The 16,387-nt window shown below is 55.6% G+C and carries 12 protein-coding genes, 1 tRNA gene and 3 pseudogenes; 10 read left to right on the forward strand and 6 right to left on the reverse strand.

From position 1 onward, the window contains the following. Positions 1-2 precede the first annotated feature (2 nt). Together K3169_RS24465 and K3169_RS24470 are read left to right on the forward strand one after the other, a co-directional pair. The gene (locus K3169_RS24465; protein WP_263268417.1) at positions 3-1,520 is read left to right on the forward strand and encodes an aldehyde dehydrogenase family protein; all 1,518 of its coding nucleotides are present in this window, start codon (positions 3-5) and stop codon (positions 1,518-1,520) included. A 5-nt stretch (positions 1,521-1,525) separates the two neighbouring features. Continuing rightward, positions 1,526-2,683 carry a M20 aminoacylase family protein gene (locus K3169_RS24470; protein WP_231675303.1) on the forward strand — a complete coding sequence of 386 codons (1,158 nt, stop codon included), beginning with the start codon at positions 1,526-1,528 and terminating at the stop codon, positions 2,681-2,683. Positions 2,684-2,837: 154 nt separating this feature from the next. Here K3169_RS24470 and K3169_RS24475 read toward each other — a convergent pair whose 3' ends face one another. Continuing rightward, on the reverse strand, positions 2,838-4,214 hold the full coding sequence (locus tag K3169_RS24475; RefSeq protein ID WP_231675302.1) for an L-serine ammonia-lyase: 1,377 nt from the start codon (positions 4,212-4,214) through the stop codon (positions 2,838-2,840). Between the two features lie 127 nt (positions 4,215-4,341). Here K3169_RS24475 and K3169_RS24480 point away from each other — a divergent pair, with 127 nt between their 5' ends. Continuing rightward, positions 4,342-5,256, forward strand: coding sequence for a LysR substrate-binding domain-containing protein (locus tag K3169_RS24480; RefSeq protein WP_027902858.1), 915 nt, complete (start codon positions 4,342-4,344; stop codon positions 5,254-5,256). A gap of 194 nt (positions 5,257-5,450) precedes the next feature. On the opposite strand, the gene K3169_RS24485 is transcribed toward K3169_RS24480, so the two are convergent. The 3 genes from K3169_RS24485 to K3169_RS24495 form a co-directional block, all read right to left on the reverse strand. Beyond that, positions 5,451-6,779, reverse strand: a complete 1,329-nt coding sequence (locus K3169_RS24485; protein WP_231675301.1) for a DUF3100 domain-containing protein — start codon at positions 6,777-6,779, stop codon at positions 5,451-5,453. A gap of 746 nt (positions 6,780-7,525) precedes the next feature. Then, positions 7,526-8,584: an IS110 family transposase gene (locus tag K3169_RS24490; protein ID WP_231678247.1), complete on the reverse strand. Its 1,059-nt coding sequence runs from the start codon at positions 8,582-8,584 to the stop codon at positions 7,526-7,528. Positions 8,585-8,934: 350 nt separating this feature from the next. After that, positions 8,935-10,992 (reverse strand): methyl-accepting chemotaxis protein, encoded by a 2,058-nt coding sequence (locus K3169_RS24495; RefSeq protein ID WP_122398479.1) that lies wholly within the window; start codon positions 10,990-10,992, stop codon positions 8,935-8,937. Between the two features lie 294 nt (positions 10,993-11,286). Here K3169_RS24495 and K3169_RS24500 point away from each other — a divergent pair, with 294 nt between their 5' ends. From K3169_RS24500 to K3169_RS24525, 6 genes and pseudogenes are all read left to right on the forward strand, one after another. Further along, positions 11,287-12,408 (forward strand): J domain-containing protein, encoded by a 1,122-nt coding sequence (locus tag K3169_RS24500; RefSeq protein WP_099270518.1) that lies wholly within the window; start codon positions 11,287-11,289, stop codon positions 12,406-12,408. 121 nt (positions 12,409-12,529) lie between these two features. Next, positions 12,530-12,606: transfer RNA gene (locus tag K3169_RS24505), tRNA-Met, on the forward strand. 271 nt (positions 12,607-12,877) lie between these two features. Then, positions 12,878-13,288: pseudogene (locus K3169_RS24510) on the forward strand (Fic family protein); the annotation flags it as partial. Between the two features lie 50 nt (positions 13,289-13,338). Beyond that, positions 13,339-13,542, forward strand: coding sequence for a hypothetical protein (locus K3169_RS24515; RefSeq protein WP_263268421.1), 204 nt, complete (start codon positions 13,339-13,341; stop codon positions 13,540-13,542). Then, positions 13,542-13,886, forward strand: a complete 345-nt coding sequence (locus K3169_RS24520) for a hypothetical protein (RefSeq protein WP_263268423.1) — start codon at positions 13,542-13,544, stop codon at positions 13,884-13,886. Before K3169_RS24515 ends, K3169_RS24520 begins: the two co-directional genes overlap by 1 nt. A 126-nt stretch (positions 13,887-14,012) precedes the next feature. Further along, a pseudogene (locus tag K3169_RS24525) lies at positions 14,013-14,213 on the forward strand (IS5/IS1182 family transposase); the annotation flags it as partial. A gap of 45 nt (positions 14,214-14,258) precedes the next feature. Here the strand turns inward: K3169_RS24525 and K3169_RS24530 are convergent. Next, positions 14,259-14,705 carry a hypothetical protein gene (locus K3169_RS24530; RefSeq protein WP_263268425.1) on the reverse strand — a complete coding sequence of 149 codons (447 nt, stop codon included), beginning with the start codon at positions 14,703-14,705 and terminating at the stop codon, positions 14,259-14,261. After that, positions 14,702-15,100, reverse strand: a pseudogene (locus K3169_RS24535) (hypothetical protein). Before K3169_RS24535 ends, K3169_RS24530 begins: the two are co-directional and overlap by 4 nt. 475 nt (positions 15,101-15,575) lie before the next feature. Between K3169_RS24535 and K3169_RS24540 the strand changes: the two are divergent. Further along, positions 15,576-16,310 (forward strand): hypothetical protein, encoded by a 735-nt coding sequence (locus K3169_RS24540; RefSeq protein ID WP_231675298.1) that lies wholly within the window; start codon positions 15,576-15,578, stop codon positions 16,308-16,310. Positions 16,311-16,387 lie beyond the last annotated feature (77 nt).

Below are 16,387 nucleotides of genomic sequence, written 5' to 3' on the forward strand. Positions count from 1 at the left end.
CGATGAGCACGCAAAAACTGCTGGACTTGATGCGCCCGTACTGGGGCGAACGCAACACAGTAGCCAGCTACGTTGGCGGCGAATTCGTAGAAGGCCATGGCGAGCCGGTGGAAGTGCGCAACGCCCACGACGACAGCCTGATGTTGAGCTTTCCCGATGCCGACGCATCACTGGTGGCAACTATCGATGCCGCGGCGAAAACCGCCCAGTCCCAATGGGCAGCCCTGACTGCTCAGGCCCGTGGCCGCTTGATGTATCAGGTCGGCGCGCTGATTCGTGAGGAAGCCGCCAATCTGGCGCAGATCGAATCCATCACCGCCAACAAGCCAATCCGCGATGCCAACGTTGAAGTGGCGAAAGTCGCCGAAATGTTCGAGTACTACGCCGGTTGGGCCGACAAGCTGCATGGCGAAGTCATCCCGGTGCCGACCTCGCACCTCAACTACGTAACCTACGAGCCGCTGGGCACGGTGCTGCAAATCACCCCATGGAACGCGCCGATTTTCACCTGCGGCTGGCAGATCGCTCCGGCGATCACTGCTGGCAACGCCGTGATCCTCAAGCCGTCCGAGCTGACTGCTTTGTCTTCGCTGGTGGTCGCGGTGCTGATCGAGCGCGCCGGTGTGCCAAAAGGTCTGGTCAACGTCGTGGCCGGTTTCGGTCACACCATTGGCCAAGCGCTGATCGCCAAGGCTGATATCCGCAAAGTAGTCTTCGTAGGCTCCCCCGCCACCGGTCGTCACATCGCGACTGCCGCCGCGCAACGTTGCATTCCTTGCGTGCTGGAGCTGGGTGGCAAGTCAGCGAACATCGTCTTTGAAGACGCTGATCTGGAGGTTGCCCTGCGCGGCGCTCAGGCCGCGATTTTCTCCGGCGCGGGTCAAAGCTGCGTATCCGGTTCACGCCTGCTGGTGCAGGAATCGATCTTCGAACGCTTCACGACTGCGCTAGCCGCAGCAGGTAAGCAATTCAAGGTTGGCGATCCAAGCGATCCGGAAACCCAGATCGGCCCGATCAATAACGCCAAGCAATATGCACACGTAAAGAGCATGGTTGAAAACGCGCTTCAGGATGGTGCGAAGCTGGTGGGTGTTGATGCTGACCCGCTGCCGAACGTGCCCGGCTATTACGTCAACCCAACCGTGCTGGCGGGTGACAACGCACTGAACTGCGCGCAGGACGAAATCTTCGGTCCGGTGGTCGTGGCAATTCCGTTCAAAGATGAAGCAGAAGCGATCCGTATTGCCAACGACAGCCGCTTCGGTCTGGCAGGCGCGGTATGGACGCGCGATGTTGGCCGCGCTCACCGCGTCGCCAAACAAGTGCGCGCCGGGACCTTCTGGGTCAACGGTTACAAGACCATCCACGTCAGCTCGCCTTTCGGCGGCTACGGCGACAGCGGCTACGGTCGTTCGTCGGGCCTCGACGCACTGCGCGAATACAGCGAAGTCAAAAGCGTCTGGGTCGAAACGGCTGCCGTACCTGCGGTCAGCTTCGGTTACGGCGCGAGCCTGGAGTGAATCTGATGAAGCTATCCCAAACGTTGATCGAAGACGCCACGGTATGGCGTCGCGACTTCCACTCGGCCCCGGAACTGGGCTTTGAAGAACTGCGCACCTCCGAGCGGGTTGCGCAGTTGCTCGAAAGCTTTGGCATTGAAGTGCATCGCGGCCTGGGCGGCACGGGCGTCGTGGGTACCTTGCGCACCGGCGAAGGCCCAAGTATCGGCATTCGTGCCGACATGGATGCCTTGCCGATTCAGGAGCTGGGTACCCACTCCCACGCGTCGACGCACAAAGGCTGCATGCATGCCTGTGGTCACGACGGCCATACCGCGATTCTGCTGGCCACCGCTCGCCACCTGAGCGAGACCCGCAACTTCAAAGGCACCGTGTATTTCGTGTTCCAACCCGCGGAAGAAAACCTCGGCGGCGCAGGCAAAATGATTGATGACGGCTTGTTCGAGCGCTTCCCGATGGAAGCTATTTACGGTCTACATAACTGGCCGGGCGCTCCTGCCGGGCAGGTGATCATCAATCCGGGGCCAATGATGGCTTCGCTGGACACCTTCGAAATCACCCTGACCGGCAAAGGCAGTCATGCTGCCATGCCGGATAAAGGCGCCGACCCGATTGTTGCCGCTGCGCAGTTGGTGCTGGGCCTGCAGACCATCGTATCCCGCCGCCTTTCGCCACTGGACTCAGCAGTGGTCAGCATCACTCAGTTCAACGCCGGTGAAGCGATCAACGTGATCCCGGAAACGGCGGTGCTGCGCGGTACGGTGCGCTGCCTGCAAACCCCGGTGCGTGACAAGGTCGAGAAGTTGATTGGCGAGTTCGTCGAGCAACTGCCAGTCGCCTTTGGCGTGACAGGCAAGCTGGCTTACAAAGTGGGCTATCCGGTCACCGAGAACAACGTCGATGCAGCGGCCACGATTCGTCGTGCAGCCATCACGGCGGTGGGTGAGGAAAACGTGCAGTGGGGTTGTAACCCGTCCATGGCGTCCGAAGATTTCGCCTACATGCTCCAGGCTCGCCCCGGCGCTTACATCTGGCTGGGCGTGGACGGTGAAAAACCATCAGCGGCGTTGCACAACCCGTACTACGACTTCAACGATCAAGTGATCGGCTCGGGCGTGGCGGTGTGGACGAAGCTGGTGGAGCAGGAATTGGCTGCGGGCTGATCAGGAACTGATTGTCAGAAACCCTGTGGGAGCGAATTCATTCGCGAAAGCGTAGGTACATCCGATAAACACTCATCGGATGTACCGGCCTCTTCGCGAATGAATTCGCTCCCACAGGAGATCGCATTTCAAAACAAGGTTTGGGCAAGCTGCTTTAGCACTCCACCCACTTCACCGCCAACCCACCCCGTGACGTTTCCTTGTATTTATCAAGCATGTCCGCGCCGGTGTCGCGCATGGTGCGGATGGCCTGGTCCAGGGAGATGAAATGCTCGCCGTCGCCACGCATGGCCATTTGTGCGGCGTTGATCGCTTTCACAGCAGCAATCGCGTTGCGCTCGATACACGGTACTTGTACCAGACCGCCAACCGGGTCGCAGGTCAGGCCCAGGTTATGTTCCAGCCCGATCTCCGCAGCGTTTTCCACCTGCTCAGGCGTCGCGCCAAGAATCTCTGCCAAGCCCGCAGCCGCCATGGCACAAGCAGAACCCACCTCGCCCTGACACCCCACTTCCGCACCGGAAATCGAAGCGTTCTTCTTGCACAGAATGCCCACCGACGCCGCGCTCAAAAAGAACCGGACGATGTCATCTTCATTGGCATCAGGATTGAATTTCATGAAGTAGTGCAGGACAGCCGGGATGATCCCCGCAGCGCCATTGGTAGGCGCCGTCACCATACGCCCGCCTGCCGCATTCTCTTCGTTGACCGCCAGGGCGAACAGGTTGACCCATTCCATCGCGCTGAGGGTCGAGCTGATCACGTTGGGCTTGCCCAGCTCCTGCAAACTGCGATGCAGCCGGAATGCACGACGCCGCACATTCAGGCCACCGGGCAGGATGCCCTCTTCTCTCAGGCCTTTGTTCACGCAGTCCTGCATGGCGGCCCAGATGTGCAGGATCCGCGAGCGGATTTCCGCTTCGGTGCGCCAGACTTTCTCGTTCTCCATCATCAGCGCAGAAATACTCAGGCCGTGCTTTTTGCACAGACGCAGCAACTGGGCACCGCTGGAGAAGTCGTATGGCAGCTCGGTGGTATCGCTGTCCAGAATGCCGCTGGCGGCTTGCTCGGCATCAACGACAAACCCACCGCCGACCGAATAATAAGTCTGCTCATACACTTCACCAGTGGCACCATAGGCGCAGAGCGTCATGCCGTTGGGGTGATAAGGCAGGCTCTCTTCCAGCAGACGCATGTCGCGCTGCCATTCGAAGGTAATGCGCTGTTCGCCGCCGAGCAGCAGAACCTGTTGCTCCAGCACAGCGTCTACACGAGGTGCGACCAGCGCCGGGTCCACCTGATCAGGCCACTCGCCCATCAGGCCGATCACCGTCGCACGGTCACTGCCGTGACCAATGCCGGTGGCCGACAACGAACCATACAAACGTACCTCGACGCGCTCGACCTTGTTCAGCAGATCCAGCTCGCGCAACTGCACGGTGAAGATCGCAGCAGCACGCATGGGTCCGACCGTATGCGAACTGGAGGGGCCGATGCCGATTTTGAACATGTCGAAGACGCTGATAGCCATACGGTTTGCTCGATTCGTGAGAGGCTGTCGCCTCGAAAGACACTTTGTTATGTGCTGGTATTTTTAGGCTCCAGCCAAGCGATCCACAAACGAAACTTCCTAAGCCATGGTTAAGCAGAACTGATAGATGAGCAAAATCCTCAACGCGCAAATGCACGCATGGCTTCAGGTCTTCGCCTGTGCTGCCCGGCACCTGTCGTTTACCCGCTGCGCGGACGAACTGCATGTAACGCCCGGTGCGATCAGCCAACAGATGCGTCAGCTCGAAGAGCGACTGGGGTTTGCGCTGTTCCATCGGGTCGGTCGTGGTCTTGAACTGACCGCCGAAGGGCAGCGGCTGGCCATCGTTGCCAACGAGGTTCACAGCCGTATTGATGATGAGTTGAGGCTGTTGCACTCGGGCCGCATCGGCGGCGTGTTCAAGCTGCGCTGCATCCCTTCCTTTCTGAGCAAATGGCTGATGCCGCGCCTGCCGCAACTGGAACAGGCGTTTCCGGACATTCAGCTACGAATCATTGCCGAGGACAGCAGCGGCTCCTTGCGCGATGACGATTTCGACCTGGCCATCGACCTCAACGACGGCAGTTACCCGGGGCTGATGACGACTTCTTTATTGGAGGAAGAGCTATTCCCGGTCTGCTCGCCCGCGCTGCAAGCCGGCAAGCCACCGCTGGATACCCCTAGCCAGTTGGTGCATTACCCGTTGCTGCACGACATCACTGCCTGGCGCGGCAGCTATGAATACGCCGAGTGGGAGTTTTATCTGAATGCTATCGGGGCCTCGGGCATCGACGTGCGCCGAGGTCACACATTCAATCGCAACCACCTTACGATTGAAGCCGCGATCATGGGCATGGGCGTGGCGATTGCGCGCAAGGCGCTGATCACCAACGAACTGGAAGAAGGCTCGCTGATTATCCCGTTCGGCCACCCGATTGCGGCGCGCAAGAAGTATGTATTGGTCTACCGCGAAGGCGCTCTGCAAACCCCGGCACGCCGGGCGGTGCATGACTGGCTGGTGGAGCAGGCGTTGGGGATGTGATGGGGTAATGCTTTTTCTGCATTATTGACCTGTGGGAGCAGGGCTTGCCCGCGATAAACGATAACGCGGTATGCCTACTGGCTGCGTCTCATGCATCGCGGGCAAGCCCAGCTCCCACAGGATCTCGACCATGCAGTGGGAGCGGATTTTACCGCACAGTCCTGCTCCCACAGTGATCATTCACAACTCAAGAGTCAGTGAAAAAACTCTGCAATCAGCACAGCACCAATGAACGTACCGAAGTTGGCCAGGAACGACACCAGCACAATGCGCCAGCCCAACAGGCGGAACGCTGGCAGGTCTTTGGCCACCGACAAACCGGCGAACGCCAGCATCGGCGTGATGACCGCAAGCATGTTGATCGAGCCAACCATCTGCGCGATTTGCGGAGCCCAAGGGCACGCTGGCGATGTCATGAACATGGCAACCAGAGACACGGTGCACACCGCCGGGATCTTGCGGCGCAGGGCAACACAGATCATTTCGCCAATGAACACCGCCAGGATCATCACCGCGATACCACCGAAGGCCGCTGGCGACAGCGTCTTGTAGCCGACATAGTTGGCGATCAATGCCAGGGCACCGGCTGCCAGCCAAGCGCTGATCCGACCGCCCCAACCCAGTTCCTTGACCTCAAGGGACACCTGGTCATGCTTCAGACCCGTGCTCATCACCGAAGCCTTGGTCGTACGACCGATGATCGGCTCAAGCACACGGTAGCCCCAGACCGCCAGCGGCAAGGAGATAAACAGCGTGAAGTAAGTGCCAATGGTCGTGGTGATCAGGTTCGACGCGGCGGCAAGCGCCATGACTTCCTTGGCCACTTCCGGGGTCTGCTGCGCCGCAATCGCGCCCGCTGCCGCCGCCATCATGCTGCCGGAACCGATGCCTGAGCCCATCGCCAGCGAGTTGGGATGGAAGATCCCGAGGCTGGTAATGAAGCCTGCAACAACGGCAATGAACAACGCGCCGAACAATGTCCCGGTCAGATACTCGGCCAATACACCGCGACCTTCCGGGGAGTCCATGCCGTAGCGCTCGCCAATGATCGCCAGGCTTGGCTCACGACCGACAGAGAACGTCGCACCAATGGCTTCTCGCTTGATACCCAGCATCAGCGCCACTGGCAGACCGAGAATCACGGTGCCAACAAAGTGGCCAAACTCCTGGAACAACAGCGCCCAGCCCGAAGCAAACACCAGCGGCAAAGAACCGCCGACGACCATGCCCAGTTTGGCGATGAACACCAAAAGCGCCGGTTGCAGGATGGAAGCAGAACGCACCTGATCGCCGAGGCTCAGGCCGATCGGGCCCGGCATACGGCGGCTGAAAATGCCGATGCCCGCGCCGATCAACAGCGCCCAGACCATCGGCAGCAGAACGACTTTGCCAGGGCCGAGGGGAATACTGATCGCACCGATTGCCTCGGCCACCACGAGAATGACCGCTGCCCAGATATACAGTTTTACGGTCGATGAAACGGCACGATTTTCGCCCAGCGTCGCAGCGTGAGAATGTTGCATGGTTGTCCCCTCACCTGTTGACCAATCGTCATGCGACTGGCCAATAGTTGTTGTTTTTTCAGGAGGTGCCGACGGCACCCAGGGCAGATTCAAAAGTCCATGTCAGGCATGGAGACTCGCGTGCTGCGAGCGGAAAAACTTGATGCTCTCGCCTGCTTTATGACGCCCCTTGTGAGGGTTGCTCCGTCAGCAGATCCGGCCTTTCGCCCCCGGCTGGTGGCGTCGGGGTGCAGTTCGAGTATGGGTAGGGAGAGGACACGCACCAATATTACAGAATGAATTTATTGTTGCCTAAAAGAGAACACCAAATGAGGCGTGCGCTCTGTTGAAAACTAGATGCCCGCCCGCGAACTGATATGCGACGCAAACCCTGTGGGAGATTCCATGTTTGCTTGCAATCCCGTAGGACCGGCTTCAGCCGGGAGAGCGGTATTTCTGACGAGGAATATGTAGTGAATGTCCCGACGCCCTCCCGGCTAAAGCCGGTCCTATGTATGGACTCGCCCCTACTTTCAACCCGCTTTTTGAACACTGCTACCCGGTTGCATCTATGTATAAGGCCTATTCGAGGAAGCATCGTTAGCTTCTGGCCAACATTGGGTGAGCTCGCGGTATGCCAATTACGATAAGGCCTCAAAAGGGCCAGTAGGACCGTAGGCATCTATCCACGACGGTCTGACCAAGGGTCAATGTTCTTAAGCAGCGGTTGAGGTGACCCAGCACCCCGGTGGCAGAACTCTGTTTTTTCAATGATTCATCGTCGCCTCCTGGCAACCCGCTGGCTGGCGACTATAGGTCTGATCGTTTTGCAGCAGCACCCAGACGATTCGCAGGTTTCGGTTGGCCAATCTGACGGCGGCTCCCTTTTGACCATGCTGGCTTAACCAGCGTCTCAAACGGCGATCATCCGGATGTTCAGAGTCAGGCCGCACCTGCCTTAACACAGCGTGCGCTCCCTGAATTGAAAGGCTGCGAATGTAGCCATCACCGCGTTTGCAAATTTTGCCCAGCCGAACTTTTTGTCCGCTGCTGTTTTGCTCAGGAACCGTACCGAAGTAGGCTGCGAACATTCGTGCATTGGCGAAGCGCCCAGGTTCAGTTTGCTTGGCCAGTAGCGCTGTAGCGATGACAGGACCGATGCCACGTACTGTCATCAGGCGCTTTGCTGTCTTGTCTTCGCGCGCGGCAGCTTCCAGACGCCCCGTCAGCACGTCGATACGTTCACCCAGCTGACTCCATTCGCCCAGCAGTTCGTCGACCAACTCGCGCAACATATCTGGCAATGGCTGGGTTGCGTCTTCCAGTATGCGTGGGACATTTCGGCTTAGGGCCACCGCCCCTTGCGCCATGGCAATGCCTTGTTCCAGCAGCAACCCACGTATCTGATTACCCATTGCGGTGCGCCGCTTTACATACCCTTGCCGAACACGATGCAGGGCCTGCATGGCCAATTGCGCGTTACTTTTGACGGGCACTGAAGCAATGTTTACATCTCGTCCCGAGCGCAATATCGCCAGGACATCGTTGCGGTCATTCTTGGCGCCGCTGCGATGATTGGCGACATGTTGCGCCGGTAAAATTCGCGCCTGATTGCCCTGAGCTTGCAGCAACTGCGCCCAAGCCTGTGCGCCAGGGCCGGTTTCCATCAGCACCGTCACGCTTGACGGCAGTTTTTGTAAAAAGGCTACAAAGGCTTCGCGTGACTTGATTCGCTCTTCGTAAATGACCTGACCAAGGGCGTCTTCTCCGGCTATCTGGAATACGTTCTTGGCAAGATCTACAGCCACTGTTGAACAAGCCGACACATCGGCTGAAGACAAAGCGTTACTTTTGATCGTATGCTTTTTCATGGACTCGCCCTCGCTGTCGTTGGCTTCTTAAGAATGCCACCGTGGCGCTACTGACGCCTCGGCTTGGGCGAGTCCATCCAATTACGGAAGAGCGCAATTTCATGTGGGAGCTGGGCTTGCCCGCGATGCATGAGACGCAGCTTTAAGACACACCGCATTATCGTTTATCGTCGGAATGCCGCCCAGACCAAGCCCTGCTCCCACAAGGGAAAGCATTCCAATGCAAGGAAGGATTAACTGAATTGAATGGGTAATTTTACAGGACAACCCCCGAATTGCTCGGGGGGGCGGGTCTCACTCAACCCTCAATCCAGCTGAAAGCGCGACGTGTTATCGCTCAACGCACGGCTGCCTTTGCTCAACGTGTCAGCAGCCTGATTCACAGCCCGCGCACCTTCAAGCAAACGTCCGGCAGCCTGATCGACCTGCTGAATGTTGCCACTGACTTCATCAGCGGTACTGGCCTGCTCTTCAACCGCAGTGGAAATCTGCGCCAGGGTGTCGGTAACGCCCTGCACAGCGCTGGCGATCTCAACCAGACGCTGACCCAGATCAGTTACCGACTGCGCGTCGTTGACCGCCTGACCGCACGCCGACTCCATCAAGCCCACCGCTTGGCTCACTGTGGAGCGCAGGCTATCGACAGTGCTGGCAATTTCCGCTGTAGACACCTGAGTCCGTTGCGACAGGCTGCGAACCTCATCGGCAACCACCGCAAAACCACGGCCCTGCTCACCCGCTCGCGCCGCTTCGATGGCTGCGTTAAGCGCCAACAGGTTGGTCTGCTCGGCGATACCACGAATCGCATCGACTACCGACTGAATCTGTTGCCCTTGCTCACTGACTCGGCCCAACGCCGCAGCGGTGTCCGTCAGGCGTTGATTAAGCTGCTGAATGCTAGTCGTCGTGCGCTGGCTGTCACGGCTGCTTTCCTCAGCGATCTTGCGGGTCTGCCGGGCGCTGTCGGAAGCCTGCTCACAACTTTTCGCCACGCCTTGTGAAGTTGCCGCCAGCTCAGTTGCCGCCGCTGCGATCTGGCTGATCTGGTATTGCTGCTCTTCAACTTCATTCAAGGTGCCGCTGGATTGGGTGTTGAGGGTCAACACCGCACTGCCCAGTTGCTTGGTCTCATGATTCACGCCCAGCAGACTGGTGCGCAACTGCACCACCGCCACGTTAAGCGCCGTGCTGATCGCCGCCAGTTCATCGCGACCTTGCACTTCAACCTGAACACAGAGATTACCGTCACGCAGCGACTCGGCAAGCGTGGTAATGCCGCGAGCACTGCGACGGATCGAGGCTTGCAGGCAGGCGAACAGATACATCGCGGCCAGCAACAAGACGCCAAAGCAGATGCCCATCGGAATGAACTGCATGTTGGATTTCTGGTGGTAATACGCGAGACGGGCGTCCAGCGACTGCAAAGACTGATTACGCAAGTTCGTCAGATCGTTGAGCAACGCATCGACGCTGCGCTCGTACGCAGGGGCATCAAGCTTGATCGTCGCGCCGAACACTCCGTCATCCAGTACCTTCAACTCGTCAGTGAGCCGCTGCATGGTGGCGTTGTAGTTTTCGGCCCACGGTTTCATTTCGGCAGGAAGCTTGGCCTGCAGGAAGTCGCCAGTCTTGATCAGTTGATCCCTGGCATCGCTAATCCGCCCGCGCAGCTCACGCATCTGCAAACGGCTTTGCAGGCTGAACTGCCCGGTGACCACTGACGTCTGGCCAATACTCGCCATACGACCGATACGCTCGATCAGATCAGGGATTTGCTGGGTAGACATCTGCATCAACAGATACGTCTCCAGCCACGGGTCAAGGATAAGGCCGCTGTCCGTTGCAATCTGCTCGCGCAAGGCCTGCACATTGCCCAAGGCATTGGTGAAGCGGTCATAGCCATCCGGCCACCAGCCGACGGTGCGCAGGGAGGCGATGTCCATGCCGGTGACTGAAGCTTTAAGCGTTTCATAGCGCTTGAATGCATCAGCACCGGCTTCTTCTTTTCTGAGCGAGGCCTCGAGCGACTCAAGTGCCTGCGCGATACGCGGGCCTGCGGCATCCATCGCCGTCATCGCGGCTTTAGCGGCGGGCGTCGGCTCTTTAAGAATGTCAGAGGCCTTCCAGCGCGCAGCATTATCCCGCTGATGGGAAAGCTCGCTATCGAGTTGATCCAGTGCCAGCAACTGAGTGACTCCCGAGCGTTCGCCCGCGATCGTCGCGAGTTTGCTGAGATAGTCCTGGCCGATCATCCAGAGGCTGCCCACCAGCGGCAGCATGAACAGAAGAAACAGCATCTGAAACTTACGCGCGAAACCAAAACGGCTAAGCATGCGCATACCCGGCGACAAAATACTGTACATGACCGACCTACTCCCCCAGAACACCCGGCAGAAACGGCAGGAGCCATCGCAGATGTCTTCGAAAAACTACTACCGGCAAAATGCCATGTTATTGATTGAATTACGATAGCCGCCGAGCGCTTCTTGATTGGCGCCATTGCAGAAACCGTCAACTTTACGATCACCTAGCAATATTCAGACCGTGTAGGCGATTGCTGTTTTCACGAGTAGGAAGCTTCCCGCTTGGTGGACAGCCCCTACAAAAGTACGTCACCAATGGTTACGCTTTATCATTTCCCGGAGGAGAGACCCCAAATGGTCGGCAAACACCCCCAGCTGAGCGTGGCGCCCCAACCCGCCGGAGCCAAACCCAATCCTCAGCAAAAACGCTTTAATAGCCTGCTGAAAAAGATCGAAACCCACCGAAGCACGCTGGAAGGCTGGAGCACCGCTGAACAGGCGTACACGCAACTCTGGGCTGAAGAGTTCACGCCAGCCGTTGAGCAGCTCAGTGCTGTGCAGCTGGAGTTGCTGCGCACGGTGGACGCCGCCAGCTCGCAGATAAAACTCAGCAAACAAGACCGGGCAACCTTGACTGACATCGTCTGTGGCCTGGTCGAAGACCTCATGGACGAATCGCATCCTGACAGCCAGGAACTCAAGGAGATTTTTGCCAGGCATTCCGGCGAAGACTTCGACGACGTTCAGCAAGAGGAACTGGCGCACTTCAAAGCGCATATGGAGCATAAGTTTGATCTCGACCTCTCGGACGGTGATCACATCACCTCTGAACATGAGTTTGTCGAATTCCTGCAAGAGAAACTGTCGAGCTACGCCGATGCCGCCGACCGCGATGAGCAGCTCTCAGAACCGCCGAAAAAGTCAGCCCATGAACGACGCAAAGAAGAGGACCAGGCCAAGAGTAGCCAATCCGTACGTGAGGTCTATCGCAAACTCGCCAGCGCCCTCCATCCCGACCGGGAAACGGACGAACACGAGCGTGCGCGCAAAACCGACCTCATGCAGCGAGTCAACAAGGCCTATGCCGAGAAAGACTTGCTGAGCCTGCTGCAACTGCAACTTGAGATCGAACAGATCGACACGGACCATATCAGCAACCTGCCACTGGAACGCATCAAGCACTACAACCGGGTGCTGGCCGAGCAGGTCAAGGATCTCGAGGAAGAGATCCACGTGCAGAACATGATCTTCAACGGCCGATTCGCCCTCCCTCCGTATGAGACCACCAAGCCCGCGCAGGTACCACGCAAGTGCAACAAAGTGCTGAACGAGCTGGATGCCGAGCTTTTCGATATGGAACAGGAGGTCGCCTTCCTGCAAGAGTCGCCGAAAAACATCAAAGTCTGGCTGCGCGCGCAACGAAATCAGCTTGACGATATGCTGGACTCAGGCCTGCTGGACGATCTTTTTCGCTAGCGGCAACCGGGTTTCGTCCTTGCATACCGGGGACGAGACCCTAACCGCTTGATCACACGCATAAATTTTTCAGAGCAAGGGTTGACACATATCCCTTATACGCGAATAATGCGCGCCACTTGGCTACATAGCTCAGTTGGTTAGAGCATAGCATTCATAATGCTGGGGTCCGGGGTTCAAGTCCCTGTGTAGCCACCAAGTACCTGCTTCATGACATCATCGATGCTCATGAAGCAACAAGAAGCCCGCCTAGTGCGGGCTTTATTGTTTCTGGGATTGCTCCTTTTTATCACCCAGATACCTTCCCTCCGCCCTCCTTTCTGACACCTGAGCATTACTCACTTTTGAGTTAGCTCAAGACTGAATTCAAGATAATTTTTAGAGCATGCTGAGCGCATACCCTTTAAATACGCTGATCTCCGGTATTTTTTTCAAGATAACCTTTCTGCCGGTTCGAGATATTTTCTATATGCCCACGTTTACCCATCAAGACCTTGGTCTTCTCAATCCGTCCTTTGACTCGGACCTTGTCGATGTATTGAGCGATCTGGAACATCTGCGCCGCCCAAGGCTTGAAGGCGATACGCAGCCGCAGGTGTTCTATCAAATCAAATCGCTTTTCCATGCACTGGAAAGCCTTGGTTCTGCCCGCATAGAGGGCAATCACACTACTTTGGCGGGCTACATAGATAGCAAGGTAGAAGGCAAGGCTCAGGACACGGACCAACTGCGCGAGGTTGCCAATATTGAAAAGGCGATGGATTACATTGAGGAGATCATGGCTCCCGGCGCGGCGCTGACGAGCAGACGATTCGAGAGCTACACCCGATGACCGTAGACGATCTGGTACGTGAGGGCGACAACGCCCGAAGCCTATCGCATGAAGGTCTGGTGCATGACGGCTTTGGAATATGACTGGCGGCACACCGGTTGAACCAAGACAAATTCCACTGCCTTGGCATTCGCCATGGTTATGAACAACTGGTTGTCACTACGAACAGACTGGCAGGCTATTACAACTCGTTGACGGACCAGACCATAACTCAAGACATTTGGATTATTATGCCAAAGGACACAGAGGAAGAAAAACCTGGGGCGGCGGTTTTACTTGCAGATAAACCTTTGGAGATGTGATGAATAGCTACAGATCAATACACGAATTATTTAAGAATCTTTCCCTGTTAGATTCGGGGGAGTGGATTTATGCAAAGATAGCTACCTGGAAGAGCAATCCAGAAAATACAGACTTTTACTACATCCCATGCGACTACATCCAAAACCTGGACGATGACGAAATATATCTGGATGAAGAAGGCATGGAGATGCCTTTGGCAGTCAGAGGATTAGAGTTGAGAGGCTGGATGTTGGTGAGCTCGCTGAATTATATAGCCAGCAACAATCCACACAGTGGAAAAGACAGCAAATGGATTGTCGAAGAGATCAATTACTATAGGGACAATGATACATATAGAACCTAAAACTTACAGCGCGGAGCAACAAGAATCTTCCATACTCTCCAGACGAGTGTTTAAAATCTGGATTCCGATGACACATTTCTTATTTTTGCAACGTTGGAAGAGGCATCAAGCTAGAAGCAGATATACCGCAAAATCGAGTTGCCGAATGCTCAACTGCGCGCCAAGGTTGAGCATACGTTTCGAGTGATCAACCGCCAGCTTGGTGATACGGAAGTACGCTCCCGAGTGTAGCTGAAAAACGCTGCACAGCAGACCCCGCTGTTTGCTCCGTCCAATCTGTGGAGGGTGCGAAAGCGATTACTGAATGCAGGAGAGGTGCGCCCGTAATACGCACAATGAGCGCTGAAAAGCGCTTGTTCGCAGGGAGGGGGATCATTTTTTCGGTATCGATCTTTCAAGTTGATCACCGATGCAGTGGTCAAGGTTCGGGCCGATATAAATAAATCCGGCAATGACTTTCGGTATGGTTTTATCTCCCCAGTATAGAGTCCCACTTGCGGATTCCAAGTCATAGATGTGACTTTCTCCGATCAACTCTCCACTGCGGTTGTCATACAAACGATAAAAACCTGGGTGGCTCCACGATGGCAACATTTTGGGTGGTATATCGTTATTTGGATCAGGTTTTCTATGAAGCATCATGGGTAGCACCCAGAATGGCGCAAAGGTTTCAACTCTATAGCACCCATTGGGGCTAATGTGAGCGTGGCCCAACTTTTTGGCTAACCCTTTTTCCCACCACTCCGATGCAGTCCAGAGACCGCCTGCAATGGACAGATAAGTGAGAAAAAGAGCCCAGCGACGTGACGTTGGTTTCATTTCGGTTTCTCATGGGTGGGTCGATCACGCATGCAATCAGGAACGTTCGGGCCTATAGGGATCAGCCCTGAATACACGAAACCCGAGACTTCCCCCCAGTCCATTCCCCATGCCCCGGATTCACGATCATAAATCTCGGTCTCTGAAATCAATTGACCGTTTCGATGATCGTACAGTTTGTAAAAACCGGGGCTGCCCCACCAAGAAAACCATTTCTATGATCTAACTCCGTTAAGGTCCGGTTGTGGGTGGAGGATGTCAGGCAGCACCCAAAAGGGCTTGAAAACTTCCAGTCGATAGCACCCACCGGGGCTGATTAGCGGGGTTCCTGATCTTTTGGCTAGCGCTCTTTCCCACCACTCGGAGGCGGCCCATAGACTGCCAGCTACAATGATAAATTATTCGTTTTTGTGATGTTTTCAAGGCCGCATACCTAGATCAATAGTGATCAAATTTCTTCCACACTGTGTCCGCCAGAAATTGGGCGAAGCAAAACCTGATTTTCGATTGAATCGACGCTTTTTGAAAGCCTGAAGCGTAGCAGCCAGATCAAGCCGCATCAGATATAACACCTGTACTTTGAGAAAATTATGAAACTTAAATACTTCAAGCACACCACACCACCGTGAGTGACCTTGCTTTAAAAGATAATAAAAAACGTGAACACCCAGCTACCAGACAACCGCTGGGCAGATAACTTTTTCAAACCAATTTTGCGGAGTGGCACGCCTCACCCAATAGTCCGCCTGACAACACATTCAAAAAGCTCGAGACATTTGATTTCTTCAAGCGAAATTACTATTGTACTGCTGCCGAAAATGCAATTTCACGATTGCACACCCATTCGTTTTTCACTGGTAGGGATACCCGATGCGCTGCCTTTTAGCACTGAGCTTGTTGTTTTTCCCATTCCTGGCCTCTGCCGCCTCTCCGAACTGCGAAACATACCTGTCGGGCTGGGCTAAAAAATTGCATCCGACGCTAGCCTTTGACAAGCAGCGTTCCGCGTGTAAAACGGCCAATGATGATCCCGACCAGACACTGGCAGTTCTGGTTGTTGAAGAAGAAAGAGTTAAGGTAGAAGACGAGCCTGAAGATTGGGTCACCTATGGCCTTGAGATCATTAGCGCTAAAAAAGGGGTGATAGAGAGCCATGTTTACGAGAGCAATGCTATCGATATTTCTCTGTTCAAGTTTTCCGGACTTAGTCTTGATACGGCCAGCTATCAGCTCACCCCGGGCGCTCATACTTTTGGAGTCATTTTAAAACATGATATGGCGATTGAGCCTCTCACCCGCTCCATAACACTACTTTATCTGTATACCGATGAAGGAAAAAGGATGCGAAAAATTCTTGAATTGGAAAAAGACATAGCGTCCGCCGAACAAAATCCAGATAGCTGCGCGGGCAGTTTTTCAAAGGCGCACCTTACTCTAAGTATTGGCAACAACAGCAATCACGGGTATGCCGATCTGGAGGTGGCGGAAAAAGTAATCGCTACCGAAAAAACGGATACGGGTAATGGCTGCACTAAAGAAGAAAAGCCTACCTCGAACGAATACGTACTGATCTATAACGGCGAACGCTACAACCCAAAGTATTGATAGATAACTCTCAGCACCGCGGCGGGTTGCGGGCTTTCTTGTTTTTGGCGTTCGCCAATCTCAACACTGCCTCATCC

Source organism: Pseudomonas phytophila (assembly GCF_025643095.1).
In the GTDB taxonomy this organism is placed as follows: domain Bacteria; phylum Pseudomonadota; class Gammaproteobacteria; order Pseudomonadales; family Pseudomonadaceae; genus Aquipseudomonas; species Aquipseudomonas quasicaspiana.

Bases quoted from the DNA above. Each gene is read 5' to 3' on its own strand.
- K3169_RS24465 (WP_263268417.1), top strand. From the start codon at position 3: ATGAGCACGCAAAAACTGCTGGACTTGATGCGCCCGTACTGGGGCGAA.
- K3169_RS24470 (WP_231675303.1), top strand. From the start codon at position 1,526: ATGAAGCTATCCCAAACGTTGATCGAAGACGCCACGGTATGGCGTCGC.
- K3169_RS24475 (WP_231675302.1), bottom strand. From the start codon at position 4,214: ATGGCTATCAGCGTCTTCGACATGTTCAAAATCGGCATCGGCCCCTCC.
- K3169_RS24480 (WP_027902858.1), top strand. From the start codon at position 4,342: ATGAGCAAAATCCTCAACGCGCAAATGCACGCATGGCTTCAGGTCTTC.
- K3169_RS24485 (WP_231675301.1), bottom strand. From the start codon at position 6,779: ATGCAACATTCTCACGCTGCGACGCTGGGCGAAAATCGTGCCGTTTCA.
- K3169_RS24495 (WP_122398479.1), bottom strand. From the start codon at position 10,992: ATGTACAGTATTTTGTCGCCGGGTATGCGCATGCTTAGCCGTTTTGGT.
- K3169_RS24500 (WP_099270518.1), top strand. From the start codon at position 11,287: ATGGTCGGCAAACACCCCCAGCTGAGCGTGGCGCCCCAACCCGCCGGA.
- K3169_RS24520 (WP_263268423.1), top strand. From the start codon at position 13,542: ATGAATAGCTACAGATCAATACACGAATTATTTAAGAATCTTTCCCTG.
- K3169_RS24530 (WP_263268425.1), bottom strand. From the start codon at position 14,705: ATGAAACCAACGTCACGTCGCTGGGCTCTTTTTCTCACTTATCTGTCC.
- K3169_RS24540 (WP_231675298.1), top strand. From the start codon at position 15,576: ATGCGCTGCCTTTTAGCACTGAGCTTGTTGTTTTTCCCATTCCTGGCC.